The 12872-nt window shown below is 60.9% G+C and carries 9 protein-coding genes and 1 pseudogene; 6 read left to right on the top strand and 4 right to left on the bottom strand.

The window, feature by feature from the left end:
- Positions 1-1886: 1886 nt before the first annotated feature.
- Positions 1887-3101 carry an epoxide hydrolase family protein gene (locus AC3IYG_RS11380; RefSeq protein WP_489313894.1) on the top strand — a complete coding sequence of 405 codons (1215 nt, stop codon included), beginning with the start codon at positions 1887-1889 and terminating at the stop codon, positions 3099-3101.
- Between the two features lie 96 nt (positions 3102-3197).
- On the opposite strand, the gene AC3IYG_RS11385 is transcribed toward AC3IYG_RS11380, so the two are convergent.
- The 4 genes and pseudogenes from AC3IYG_RS11385 to AC3IYG_RS11400 form a co-directional block, all read right to left on the bottom strand.
- Positions 3198-3644, bottom strand: a complete 447-nt coding sequence (locus AC3IYG_RS11385; protein WP_489313805.1) for a cupin domain-containing protein — start codon at positions 3642-3644, stop codon at positions 3198-3200.
- Between the two features lie 430 nt (positions 3645-4074).
- A pseudogene (locus tag AC3IYG_RS11390) lies at positions 4075-4265 on the bottom strand (LysR substrate-binding domain-containing protein); the annotation flags it as partial.
- Positions 4266-4574: 309 nt separating this feature from the next.
- Positions 4575-5708, bottom strand: a complete 1134-nt coding sequence (locus AC3IYG_RS11395; protein WP_489313806.1) for an LLM class flavin-dependent oxidoreductase — start codon at positions 5706-5708, stop codon at positions 4575-4577.
- A 258-nt stretch (positions 5709-5966) separates the two neighbouring features.
- Positions 5967-7151: a flavin-dependent monooxygenase gene (locus tag AC3IYG_RS11400; RefSeq protein WP_489313807.1), complete on the bottom strand. Its 1185-nt coding sequence runs from the start codon at positions 7149-7151 to the stop codon at positions 5967-5969.
- A 455-nt stretch (positions 7152-7606) separates the two neighbouring features.
- On the opposite strand from AC3IYG_RS11400, the gene AC3IYG_RS11405 reads away from it, so the two are divergent.
- From AC3IYG_RS11405 to AC3IYG_RS11425, 5 genes are all read left to right on the top strand, one after another.
- Positions 7607-8122, top strand: coding sequence for a flavin reductase family protein (locus AC3IYG_RS11405; RefSeq protein ID WP_489313808.1), 516 nt, complete (start codon positions 7607-7609; stop codon positions 8120-8122).
- Positions 8123-8132: 10 nt separating this feature from the next.
- On the top strand, positions 8133-9785 hold the full coding sequence (locus AC3IYG_RS11410; RefSeq protein ID WP_489313809.1) for an FAD-binding protein: 1653 nt from the start codon (positions 8133-8135) through the stop codon (positions 9783-9785).
- A gap of 14 nt (positions 9786-9799) precedes the next feature.
- Complete coding sequence (locus tag AC3IYG_RS11415; protein ID WP_489313810.1) at positions 9800-10555, top strand: glucose 1-dehydrogenase; 756 nt, start codon at positions 9800-9802, stop codon at positions 10553-10555.
- A 157-nt stretch (positions 10556-10712) separates the two neighbouring features.
- A complete protein-coding gene (locus tag AC3IYG_RS11420; protein ID WP_489313811.1) occupies positions 10713-11807 on the top strand; it encodes a 2Fe-2S iron-sulfur cluster-binding protein in 1095 nt (364 codons plus the stop codon).
- Between the two features lie 260 nt (positions 11808-12067).
- Positions 12068-12814 (top strand): SDR family NAD(P)-dependent oxidoreductase, encoded by a 747-nt coding sequence (locus tag AC3IYG_RS11425; RefSeq protein ID WP_489313812.1) that lies wholly within the window; start codon positions 12068-12070, stop codon positions 12812-12814.
- Positions 12815-12872: the final 58 nt, after the last annotated feature.

Here is a 12872-nt window from a genome sequence, read left to right on the forward strand (position 1 = left end):
ATTACGGTGAGACCTCATGAATAAGAACAAGGTTGAACCAAGCGGCGACCCTTCTAGCAGAGCAGAAGCTAATCGCCGCAGGGCCTTGCAGCATTACATCGAGTGGCAAGGACGAGATTTGCCGTCGTTACCTTACGAAGTCTGTCTCTACCTAGCAGACTGCTATGGCCGCATTGACAGAAGGCGAATGGATTTGACGCTTTCCGCTCTCGGTTACTGGCACAAGGAGAACGACTTTCCCGATCCTACCGCATGTCCGTCAGTGATCGATCTGGTGTGCCAACTCTGGGACAGGATGCCTCTACGATGCAAACCACCGTTCCAACGGCCTCCTTCAATTGTAGATGTAATGCATCTGGTCGAGGCACATGAGCGCTGTTTCTCCCCTAGAACGCCGCCAGATGTGGACCCGCGCGGAAACTCGCTAAAATCAATCTACCGATCCGAATTGATCGCTTACCGCAATAGAGCAATTTTGCTAATAGGATTCTGGTTCGGGATGACCACCGCAGAGGTGTGTAGACTTATGAGGCACGATGTAAACATAACAAGCAGTTCTCTTGAAATTACCTCTAATCGTATCGGTGAGAATGGGGGAAGAACGAGAAACACCTTTCAGATAGTCCGCCTGCCCTTACTCTGCCCTCTAGCAGCACTTGAGGACTGGTTGGTTTGCCTAGGTAACTCGAGCCACTATCTCTTCCCTCGCACAACCCGGAAAGCGCTTCCTGGCCCGGTTAGCTCTCGATCTGTGCAGGTTAGCTTTAATAAACTAATGGCGGCGAATAATGGACCGCCGTTCAGAATGCCCTCGCTTCGCTATAGCCTTTACTTTTTCCTTGCGGATAATGGCTGGTCTCGCCAGAAAATATTGGCACATGTGCCATTTTATAAAAAACAAGCATCCAAGACACGCATAAGAAATACCCGCCGAGACGGGTGTATAGATCTCTTAGCCTTCTCCTCTGAAGACATATCAAACATAACCTCCATAGTCGAGAGCAGCTGCTATCAAGCCGCTTAGAGTTTATTTAAATAAAAAAAGCGTGCAAGCATGTCTACCTTATCTGTTAATACGTGAATCTTTAGTTGCAGGAAAGAACACAGCTTCAGTAAAGTCGATTTTTTGCGAACAAATTTATTGAAAAATCTGCAGTGCATAAATAAAACCCTTTGACTTTTAAAGTTTTTTTCTCTGGATTAATTCGATATATTAGTTCTGAGGACTGCCGTTGATTGAACAAGCTGCCAATCAGCATTCACTGACGCGCAGCATGCGCAAGCAGCCCGTGGCCTCTCCAGCCAGGGACCTTATGCGAGCTTAGCGAGCGATCACGCTCCAGGTTGAAGTACCCACGACGTGCAGTTCCGGCGCCCAGTCGGCTCCCAACATGTCAGACAGAGCACTCGACTCGAGACTCCAGAGTGGGTGAACAACCACGTACCTGGTTTCGTGTCCGCCCACCCGCTCGACCAGGCAAGGCAGCCCCGAAGGCGGCAAGCGTTTATGGGGCATGTGCCGAGGCGTATCCGCGCAACCTTTTCCGCCAACCATTCGGCCCGTGCACGCCAGCTGCGAAGCGCCCAGGCGAATTTTTTGCCCATCCCCTCAAAGGTTCACTAGAGTAATGATTCAAGGGGTAATCGCCAATCCTGCTCCAAGCTGCCGAGGCTTCCCTTATTTCAGCCGGTTGGGTCTACGTGGCGAAGGCGTTCGTCGCTAGTTGGGACGACCAAGTGAGCGCCCCTCGGTCACCTTGATACGCCATACTCAAGGACGCGCGACCATGACCGCCCAAAACTCGACCCAAGCTAGCGCCCTGTCCCGCCGGGCCCTGATCCTGTACGGAGCGGCGTTGGCAGCGCTCGCGGTGTTTCGTCCAGTAATGGCGGCTGCCCTACCCGATGCGGCGCCTCGCTTGGTTGCAGACACGATCCACCCCTTCCGCGCCCATGTTCCGCAAGCAGCGCTCATCGACCTCCGCCGCCGCCTTGCCGCAACGCGCTGGCCAGACCGGGAAACGGTCACTGACCGCTCCCAAGGAGTGCAACTCGCCAAGCTTCAAGCGCTGGTGCGTTACTGGGAGACGGATTACGACTGGCGAAAAGCAGAAGCGAAACTCAATGCCTCACCACAGTTTTTGACAAATATCGACGGCTTAGACATTCACTTCATCCACGTTCGCTCCCGTCATTCGAACGCAATGCCGCTCATCATGACCCACGGCTGGCCCGGTTCTGTCTTCGAGTTGCTGAAAGTTATTGGTCCGCTGACCGATCCCACGGCGCACGGCGGGGTTGCCGAGGACGCCTTCCACCTCGTGCTGCCGTCCATTCCCGGCTTCGGCTTTTCGCAGAAGCCCCTAAGCACAGGCTGGAATCCGGACCGCGTCGCCCGTGCCTGGGATGTCCTCATGAAGCGCCTCGGATACGCGCGCTACGTGTCCCAAGGCGGCGACTGGGGTGCCATCATTTCCGATGCCATGGGCCGTCAGGCTCCCGCCGGTCTGCTCGGCATCCATGTCAACAGGGTTGAGCGCTCGACGACGATCCCGCCCGACGTTGCGAAGGCGCTGAAAAGCGGTGATCCGGCACCCGAAAACCTGAGCGCAGAAGAACGGGAGGTGTTTGATCAGACGAGGGCATTCCTTAACAAAGGCTTTGGATTCGCCGCAATCATGGGGACGCGTCCGCAAACCATCGGGTACAGCCTCGCCGACTCGCCAGTGGGACTCGCGGCGTGGTTCTACGACAAGTTCGGCGATTGGGTATTCACGCGCGGCGAACCGGAACGCGCGTTCACACGCGACGAAATGCTCGACAACATCTCGCTGTACTGGCTAACCAACACAGGAACCTCAAGTGCGCGGATTTACTGGGAAAACGCTGCCAGCAACACCAACGTGGCCGGTGTCTCGATTCCCGCGGCGGTGACGATATTTCCTGGCGAGGTCTACAAACCGCCGAAGAGCTGGGCTGCTCGAGCCTACCCCAACCTTGTCTACTACAATCGCGTGGACAAGGGCGGGCACTTCGCGGCCTGGGAAGAGCCGGACCTATTTAGCGCCGAGGTGCGTGCCGCTTTCAGACCTTTGCGCTGACCGCATCGGCCCCCGGCGCTCTGCCACTACCCTTGCTTCTATAACGAAGTTCTCGCTGAATAGGCCCAGGTTCCTGGATGCTGCCGAGGTAGCCCCTTACTTCTCCAGCTTCAACAGCGGCTCGCCTTTCTTCACGATGTATGTCGCCAGCTCCGACGCGTTGCTCGCACCGATATTCTTCGCGACATGCGGGGTGCCAGTCGGGATATACAAGGACTCGCCGGCTTTGAGCGTGACAGGTGGCCGCCCCTCGAGCTGATACTCAAAGGTACCCTCGATGACGTAGGCGACTTCCACCCCCGGATGAGAATGCTTAGGGGATGCCACGCCCGGCTCGATATCAACGCGAGCCTGGATTACTTCATGTCCGGAAACGTCGAGGTCCTGGCGCAATAGATCCGTGCGCTGAATGCCTTTCTGCCAACTTTTCACCGAATTCGGCTCTTGGTTAGCTTCGGCATGAGGCTTCAACTCTTGAGCTTGAGCGAGGCCAGCAAATGCGGCGAATGCCGCAGCGGTGGCAAGGAGACGTGTGTATCGCATAATCATGCCCTTTCAAAGGAGTGGGATTGGAAGCCCTACTTTGATATAGGCGAGTACTGTCGATGTGTCGGAAAGGCAGGGTTTTGTAAGCGAGCATGTACGCGACCAAGGAGGACACATGAAAATACAGAAAGCCAACCGAAAGGCCGCTAACCAAGTGTCGCTTCGACGCCAAACAGTAAAAGAGCATCCATTGAATTCACTCACATGGCTAGCAGACTCGCCGGCGTACTGCGCAGGAACATCCTGAAGAGCTTCAGTTGCGCAGATACCTCCCAGCCATAAATCGAGGCCAATCAGGACCCGGTTGCGACAGTTCTTAGCTAGGATTCGGCTGATTTGAGACCTGCTTCTGACCTCGTAAAGCGAGCTCTCTAAAAATCACAAACCTGTCCCCCCATTTCCCCCTTGCAAGTACTGCTGATGTTCTCTATCCCCATTGCGGGCGGTGCTCAATCAGGAAGTCGATGAACGCCCGCAGCCGCAGCGGAATGTGGCGACCGGGGGATACAACAAGCTGAAGGGCCGCGACCTGCCGCTGAAAGGTTGCAGCACTTCGACCAGCGAGCCCTCCTCCAGCTCTTTCTCGACGATGAAGCGGTAGGTCTGGAACAGGCCAGCAACGCCGTAGTGCCGCTACCGACGCTTGAATCAGAGCCCGAAGCCCCCAGCGGAGCTTCGGTGACTGCATCAGAACCAGCTTTGTCAGCACGTTGCGAACAATCTCAAGTGTGCTGATTGAGATTGGATTGGTGTGAACGATGTGAGAAGCCTCGGCTAGGTCAGGCTGCTCAACGCCTGGGCCTTGAAGAAAGATAAGGACATCCTGCTTACCCCGGCAAAGCAGCCGGATGAATCGCCCCTGCTTTCGGCGAGCCCCCTGCCCCAATAAAAAACGGGCCATTAAGGCCCGTTAAATACTCAGCAAATTCAGGCCTTGGCCGGCTGCCCGCGGAAATAGGGAATCACCTGCTCGCCAATGTTTTTCAGGGTCTCCAGCTGCGCCCACTGCGGTACGGTGCCCATCTGGCAGATGAACAGAATCTCGTCGGCACCGGCTTCCTGCAGGCGCTGCACGTAGCCGATGCAGTCTTCGACCGTGCCGTAGGCGTGGTTGGGGTTCATCATCGCCATGGTCGGATCGGAGAAGTCCGCGGTGATCTCTTCCGAGGCGAAGCGCGACTTGATCACGCTCTGGCCATTGCCGTCGACGAAGGTGTCGTCCTTCCACTTCTCAGGGTCCGGGCGCTCGCCGCCGGCGTACCAATAGGCCAGGGATTCCATGAAGTAGCGCTGGCCGCGGATGCCGATCTTGCGCGCCTGCTCGTTGTCGTCGAGGACGATGGTCGGGCATAGCGCAGCGATATGGCGGTTGGGACGGAAGCCGACCTGGTCCTTCTCGTCACGGTTGTCCCAGGCCTCGTGGTAAACGGCAACCTTCTTGGCGATCTCCTCCGGGCCGCCGAAGCCCAGCACCAGGGCGCCCATGCCGCGCTCGCCGGCACGCTTGAGCGATTCGGTGTTGGTGCAGGCCAGGTACATCGGCGGGTGCGGATACTGGTACGGTTTCGGATGGATCGGCCGCAGGGGAATCTGCACGAAATCGCCGTGATGTTCGATCTCGTCTTGCACGAACATCTTCGGGATCAGGTACATGGCTTCGTCGATCTGCGGCTGCAAGGTCGCCAGGTCGTAACCGAAGGTGCCGGCTTCCTGCTGGGTGCCGCCCTTGCCGACGCCGAAGTGCACGCGGCCCTTGGACAGCAGGTCGAGGGTGGCAATGCGCTCGGCCACCTTGACCGGGTGGTTCATCGCCGGCGGCAGGCAAACCACGCCATGGCCGATGCCGATGCGCTCGGTCTTGCCGGCGACGAAGGCCAGCATGGTCTCGGGCGCGGACATGTGCGAGTAGTTGCTCAGTGCGGTGTGCTCGACGCACCAGAAGGTGTCGAAGCCGAGCTTATCGGCGAGCACCGCCTGCTCCACGGTATCTTCGAAAATCCGGCGGTCGCCTTCACGGCTGGAGTCCACCGTCTGGGCTTCATAGATCAGAGAGAATTTCATGTTTGATCCTTGTACTTATTGGCTGGGCTGCAGGCGGTCATGGAGTGCGCCTTGCGACCATGTTCGGGGATCGCCAAGGCGCTGGAATCGCTCAAACGGACTAGCCCGCAGGCCTTGATGCATGGGTTTTGCAGAGCCTGTGGCCGCTCCGTTTTTTGTAGGAGCGGCTTTAGCCGCGATGCCGCGTGTCAGGTCAAGACCCCAATCGCGGATGAATCCGCTCCTACACCGTCACCCTTCTTAGGAAGGCCGGTCTTTTCAGAGAAAGAAGTCGCTGCTGTCCTGGCCCATGCTCACGCCGCCGAGGTTCCAGGCGTACTTGGCCGGGCTGTTGGCGACATGAGCACGGCCGGTATGGATGTCGCGGAAGGCGCGGTTGATCGCGTGGCTGCGGAAGATGGTCGAGGCGCCGCTGTTGAACATCAGTTCGGAGGCCGCCCGCGCGCACTTGTCGGCCACCAGCGCCGAGTCGTAACGCATCTTCACCCGCTCCGGCATGCTCAGCGGCTCGCCGTTTTGCGCGCGTTGCAGCATCAGGGCGAAATTGCGCAGCAGCACCGTCTTGCATTCGTCGACGCAGACCATGGCATTGGCCAGCGCGGTCTGCGCCGCCGGGTCCTGGAGCATCTTGCGGCCGTCGTTGACCCCAACGCGGGCGCGGTTGTGTTCGACGAACTGATCGACCGCGCCCTGCAAGGCACCAATCGCCGAGGAGGACACGGCCCGCACGAAGATCTGCCCGAACGGCAGGCGGAACAACGGCGCAGTGTTCACCGCGTTGCCCGGGCTGTTCTGCATGAAACCATCCAGGGCGCGGTGGGTGCGGTATTCGGGAACGAAGGCGTTCTCTACCAGGATGTCGTGGGAGCCGGTGGCTTCCAGGCCCATTACGTTCCAGTTGTCGAGAATCTGGTAATCGCTACGCGGCAGCAGGAAGGTCCGATAGTCCGGCGCCCCGCCCGCCTCGGCCGGTGGCACCATGGCGCCGAGGAACACCCAATCGCAGTGTTTGCTGCCGGAAGAGAACCCCCAGCGACCGCTCAGGCGGAAGCCGCCGTCGGCCCGCTCGACCTTGCCCACCGGCATATAAGAAGAAGAGATCAGCACACTGGAGTCCTGGCCCCAGACATCCTGCGCGGCGCGGTCATCGAACAGCGCCAACTGCCAGTTGTGGATGGCCACCACGCCCAGCACCCAGGCCGAAGACATGCAGCCTTCCGCGAGCGTCATCTGTACCTCGAAGAAATCCTTGGGCTCCAGTTCATACCCTTCCCAGCGGGCGGGCTGGAGGATGCGGAAGAAACCCGCTTCCTGGAAATCGCGAATGGTCTCCTCCGGCAATTGACCGAGCTGCGCGGCCTGCGGCGCGCGCGCGCGCAGCAGCGGCACAAGCTCGCGGGCACGTTGGGTCAGACGTTGGCGAATCAGGTCTTGGTCGAGCATCTTATTGTTCTCCTGTGTTCACCCCGTCCGCCGGGGCGCGCGTTCAGCGGGTAGCGGGTCGCACGTCAGACCGGCGGCCGAGCCTACGCGGGCATTCAAACAACGCTTGGGCGGGCGAACATCCCTCAAACGGACCATATGGATGTCCTCTCTCGCCATTTCGCAGGTTGGACACACCCCAGTAGGAGCGGCCCATGGCCGCGATCGGGGCGCCCGCCCAACACCGTTACTGCGGCCAATGCACCGCCCGCAAAAGCAACGCTGGTTTTGTTCTGTGGGATCGGCGCCGTTTTCTGACTCGGCTTCGCGGCCATGGGCCGCTCCTACGGTATGGGCCCGGCCACCTGAATTGCGCGCTCGACTAGTCCCCTCGGACGATGTTGCCGCCGCGAGCCGTTGCAAGAATCCATCGCACTCCATGCACAACCAGCCGTGCACAACCAGAGGGCCGTGCGATGAACGAAGCCAACCTGAAAGCCGAAATGCTCCAAGCCATGCGCCGCCTGGCCAAGTCGGTGACCATCATCACCACCAGCAACGGTCGCGAGCGTTTCGCCATGTCCGCCACGGCGGTCGACTCGCTGAGCACCGAACCACCGTCACTGCTGATCTGCGTTAACAAAACCGCCTCCCTGCATGCGGTACTGGATGCCGGCGCGGACTTCTGCGTGAACGTCCTCGGCCTCGAGCAGGAAGAGTTGTCACTGCTGTGCAGCGGGCCGATCAAAGGCGAGGCGCGCTTCCAACGCGGCAATTGGCTGAACAGCGCCGAAGGCATTCCCTATCTGGGCGATGCGCAGTCGGCGATCCTCTGCCGCCAGGACGGTAAGTTCAGCTACGGCACCCACAGCATCTTCATTGGCCGTATCCAACAGATTTACAACGGCGCAACGATCAGCCCGCTGGTTTATCTGGATGGTTCCTACACCACCACCGCTGCGCCCGCGCCGACCCTCGCGGCGGCCGGCTGAGGCGCTTGGCATGAATGGCATAGCGGCTTTTGCGCCATTGCGGGTGACGTCCGCCGAGCAATTGGCCTGGGACGACCAGGCTGAGTTGCTGGTGGTCGGCTTCGGTGGCGCTGGAGCCTGCGCGGCCATCGAGGCGGCCAGCCAGGGCTTATCCGTGCTGGCCCTGGAGCGCTTCGCCGGCGGCGGCGCCACCGCGATCAGCGGCGGGGTGGTCTATGCCGGCGGCGGTACGCCTTACCAGCAGCAGGCCGGTTACCGCGACAGCAGCGAAGCGATGTTCCGCTACCTGCGCCAGGAAGTCGGCGAGGCGGTATCCGCTGCGACTCTGCGCGATTTCTGCGAACGCAGCTGTGAGCAGCTGGTCTGGCTGGAGCGTCAGGGCGTGGCCTTCGAGGCCAGCGTGCCGCCGCAAAAAACCTCCTACCCGAGCAACCAGTACTACCTCTATTACTCCGGCAACGAAGGGGTGCCGGTGTATGCCGAGCACGCGCCGCCGGCACCGCGCGGGCACCGGACAAAAGGGTCGGGAATGTCCGGCGCCAGCCTGTTCGCCGCGCTGAAAACCGCCGCCCTCAGCCAAGGCGTGCGCGTGCACAACCAGTGCGAGGTCCGCCGCCTGGTGCTCGGCGAGCGCGATGAAGTGCTCGGCGTCGAGGCCTGGCAACTGCCACCCGGCAGCCGCGCGGCGCGCTGGCACGGACGCTTGAGCCGCTGGGCCACGGCCATCCACATGTATGCCCCAGCGCTAGCCGATAACCTGCGCGTGCGTATGCGCCGAATCGAGCGAGCACACGCCCAGCGCCGCTTGATCCGCGCCGAACGCGGTGTGCTGCTGAGCAGCGGCGGCTTTATCTTCAACCGCGCTCTGGTCAGCCAGCATGCGCCGCAGTACCTGGCTGGGCTGCCCCTTGGCACCACTGGTTGCGACGGTAGCGGCATCCTCCTCGGGCAAAGCGCCGGTGGCGCACTGGCGCGGATGGACAAAGTCAGCGCCTGGCGCTTTATCAACCCGCCGCTGGCCTGGGCCCGCGGGCTGATCGTCAACGGCGCCGGCCAGCGTTACTGCAACGAAGAGGTATATGGCGCCACGCTTGGCCACGTCATGGTCGAGGAACAGGGCGGCCGCGCCATTCTGATCCTCAACAAGGCCCTGGTGCGAGAAGCCCTGCGCCAGGTCGGGCCCGGCAAGGTCTGGCAGTTCCAGCGTCTACCGGTGCTGCTCAACCTGCTGTGCAATGCCAAACGCGCCGCCAGCCCGGCGGCCTTGGCCGAACGCTGCGGTTTACCTGTGGCTGAGCTGGAGCAAAGCCTTGCCGCTTACAACCGCGCCGCTCGCGGCGAGACAGCCGATGCCTTTGGCAAGTCGTCCGCCATGCTCGCCTCCCTGGAGCAAGGGCCCTGGTACGCCCTCGACCTGTCCTTCGACAGCCGCCTGTTCCCCTGCCCGACCATCACCCTCGGCGGCCTCAAGGTCTGCGAGCGCAGCGGCCAGGTATTGAATGACTCCGGCGCACCGATTGCCGGCCTGTACAGCGCCGGGCGCAACGCCGTGGGTATCGCTTCCAACCTCTATGTATCCGGCCTGTCACTGGCCGACTGTGTCTATTCCGGGCGCCGTGCCGGCGCCCATGTAGCCGCACGCACCTCACTCGAAACCGCCTGATCAGGAGAACAACAATGAAACGCGTAGAAGGCAAAGTCTGCATCGTTACGGGTGCCGCCAGCGGCGTTGGACGCGAGGATGCGCTACTACTGGCCCGTGAGGGTGCCAAAGTGGTGCTTACCGATTTGAACGACGAGGCCGGCCGTCAGGTGGCCGCTGAGATCGGCGCCAACGCGCTGTTTATCCGCCAGGACATCGCCAGCGAAGCCGATTGGCAGAATGTCATCAACGTCACCCTGGAAACCTTCGGCCGCCTCGACGTACTGGTGAACAATGCCGCCATCCTCGCCCTCGGCAGCATTGAGGACACCAGCCTGGAGCTGTGGCAGAAGGTGCAGAAAATCAACACCGAGGGCTACTTCCTCGGCTGCAAATACGCCGTGCAGGCGATGAAGGAAAACGGCGGTGGCTCCATCGTCAACATGTCCTCGGTGGCGGCCCTGGGCGGCATGCCGATGTTTTGCGCCTACTCCGCCTCCAAGGGCGCGGTGGCGGCCATGACCCGCTCCGTCGCCCTGCACTGCAAGCAGCAGGGTTACCGCATTCGCTGCAACAGCGTGCACCCGGATGGCATCAACACGCCGATGACCCAGGCCCTCACCGGTGGTCAAGCGATCCCCCAAGAAACCCTGGACCAGGATCCGATGAATCGCATGTGCGCGCCGCAGGATATCGCCAACGTGGTGCTGTTCCTCGCCTCGGACGAGTCGCGCTTCGTCAACGGCGCCGAGATCCGCGTGGACAACGCCCAGTTGATCAGCGGCCTCTGAGAAGGTGTTTTCAAAATCGGCGAGCGAAGGTCAGGCAAGGCAAAAATGGCCGAGGAAGCAGAGTTTACGAGCTGTAAATGAGCATTCCGAAGCCATTTTTAACGCAGCATCACCGAGCGCAGACAATTTGAAAACAGCTTCTGAAGTGGAGGTGAGCATGGGCACGCAGCAGTTGAACCTGACGCCTGCCGAGCAGACGTCGCTGGGCGTCTACCGGTTGGAAGTGGCCGAGGTGATCGACGAAACGGCCGACGCCCGCTCGCTGGTGCTGCGTGTGCCGGCGGAACTGCAGGAGCGCTTCCGCTACAAGCCGGGGCAGTTCCTCAGCTTTCGCGTGCCCTATGAAGGCAAACTGCTGACCCGTTGTTACTCCATGGCCAGCTCGCCGGATTGCGACGCACAACCCAAGGTCACGGTTAAACGGGTCGAGAGCGGCCGAATATCCAACTGGATGAACCAACGGGTGCAGGCCGGCGATTGGCTGGAAGTGCTGCCACCGGCAGGCCATTTCTGTTTGAACGCCGGCCATCTGACTGCAGGCGATAGCGATATCGTCCTGTTCGGTGGCGGCTCCGGCATCACCCCGGTGTTCTCCATCCTCAAGTCGGCGCTGCGCACCAGCCAGCGGCGGATCAAGCTGATCTACGCCAACCGCGATGAGCGCTCGGTGATCTTTCGCGACGAACTGCGCCAGTTGGCCAAGGCCAATGGTGAGCGGCTGGAAGTGGTGCATGTGCTGGACTCGTTGCAGGGTTACCTGACGGCGGATGAAGTCCGGCACCTGGTACGCGGCCACACTGGCGCCGAGTTCTTCATCTGCGGCCCCGGGCCCTTTATGGACACGGTGGAAGGCGCACTGCTGGGGCTCGGCGAAGCGGCTGAACACATTCATGTCGAACGCTTTGTCTCACCGCCCGATCCCGACGAGTTGCAGGCCCAGGAAGCCGAAGCCCGCGCGGCGGCGGCCGACTCGACTTGCGAAGCGCTGACCGTCGAGCTCGACGGCCTGCAGCACGAAATCCCCTGCCAGCCCGGCGACACCTTGCTGCAAAGCTGCAAGGCCGCCGGCCTGGAGGTGCCCTCCTCCTGCGAGGAAGGTTTCTGCGGCGCCTGCATGTGCAAGGTAAAAGAAGGCGAAACCTTGCTGGCGCGCAACGACGTGCTCAGCGCCCAGGAGCTGGCCGAGGGCTGGACCCTGGCCTGTCAGAGCCGACCGACCAGTGCACGGGTCCGGCTGAAATTTCCGGATTGAGGAGTAGTCCTGAGCGCCTGCTCCTTTTTTCCCGGCTTCGGCCGGGTTTTTTTATAACCGCTGGAATGAGATCGAGGCCGTGTTGCCTTCTGTGGGAGCGGGCGGCCCAATCGCGGATAAATCCGTTCCTACAAAAGCTCGTCGCTTCCCGTCGGCTGACGCTTGCTCGCCGGCTAGTCCCAACGGACGATCACCGATAGCCGCGCGGTGGTTAGACTCCGAACGAAGAACTTGGCCCACAACAATAAAGAGGTTCAGCTATGGCACGTTTGCAGAACAAGGTGGCGGTCGTGACCGGCGCCGCTTCGGGTATAGGCCTGGCCTGTGTACGCCGGTTCGCCGAGGAAGGCGCACAGGTGGTGGGGCTGGATATCGGCACCGCACCAGCGGAGTTTCCCGGCCTGTTCATGACCCTGGATGTGCGCGACGAAGCCCGTATCCAGCAGCTGATGAATGAAGTCATCGCGCGCTACGGCCGCATCGATGCCTTGGTCAACGCCGCAGGCGTAGCCGATCAGGGCAGTGTCACCGCCATCGAAACCGCCAGCTGGCAACGGGTGCTGGACATCAACCTGACCGGCAGCATGCTCACCAGCAAGTACGTGTTGCCGCAGATGGAAGCCCAGCGCAGTGGCTCGATCATCAATATCGGCTCGATCTTCGGCCTGCAGGGCTGTGACGGCAACGTCGCCTACAACGTGGCCAAGGGTGGCATCAACCAACTGACCCGCTCCATGGCCATCGATTACGGCTACGCCAATATCCGCGTCAACGGCCTCTGCCCCGGGCTGATCGAAACACCGATGACCCATATGGTGCGCGAGCATGAAGCCTTCCACGCCTACTTCACCTCGCAGCACATGCTTTGCCGCTCCGGACAGCCGGAAGAAGTGGCCAACGTGGCGTTGTTCCTCGCTTCCGACGAGGCCTCCTTCGTCAGCGGGCAGATGATTGCCGTGGATGGCGGTTTCTCCGCCGGTCGCCGTTTCGCCCCGCCGACGCGTTAAGAGCCTGTTCTAGATTCCCGGCCAGGCACCCTGCCTGGCTGTTCCCATCCGTTTCCAT

This window comes from Pseudomonas sp. KH_027 (assembly GCF_057838565.1).

What these genes read in the sequence shown, in the direction of transcription:
- AC3IYG_RS11380 (WP_489313894.1), top strand. Translation starts at nt 1,887, where the DNA reads ATGGCGGCTGCCCTACCCGATGCGGCGCCTCGCTTGGTTGCAGACACG.
- AC3IYG_RS11385 (WP_489313805.1), bottom strand. Translation starts at nt 3,644, where the DNA reads ATGCGATACACACGTCTCCTTGCCACCGCTGCGGCATTCGCCGCATTT.
- AC3IYG_RS11395 (WP_489313806.1), bottom strand. Translation starts at nt 5,708, where the DNA reads ATGAAATTCTCTCTGATCTATGAAGCCCAGACGGTGGACTCCAGCCGT.
- AC3IYG_RS11400 (WP_489313807.1), bottom strand. Translation starts at nt 7,151, where the DNA reads ATGCTCGACCAAGACCTGATTCGCCAACGTCTGACCCAACGTGCCCGC.
- AC3IYG_RS11405 (WP_489313808.1), top strand. Translation starts at nt 7,607, where the DNA reads ATGAACGAAGCCAACCTGAAAGCCGAAATGCTCCAAGCCATGCGCCGC.
- AC3IYG_RS11410 (WP_489313809.1), top strand. Translation starts at nt 8,133, where the DNA reads ATGAATGGCATAGCGGCTTTTGCGCCATTGCGGGTGACGTCCGCCGAG.
- AC3IYG_RS11415 (WP_489313810.1), top strand. Translation starts at nt 9,800, where the DNA reads ATGAAACGCGTAGAAGGCAAAGTCTGCATCGTTACGGGTGCCGCCAGC.
- AC3IYG_RS11420 (WP_489313811.1), top strand. Translation starts at nt 10,713, where the DNA reads ATGGGCACGCAGCAGTTGAACCTGACGCCTGCCGAGCAGACGTCGCTG.
- AC3IYG_RS11425 (WP_489313812.1), top strand. Translation starts at nt 12,068, where the DNA reads ATGGCACGTTTGCAGAACAAGGTGGCGGTCGTGACCGGCGCCGCTTCG.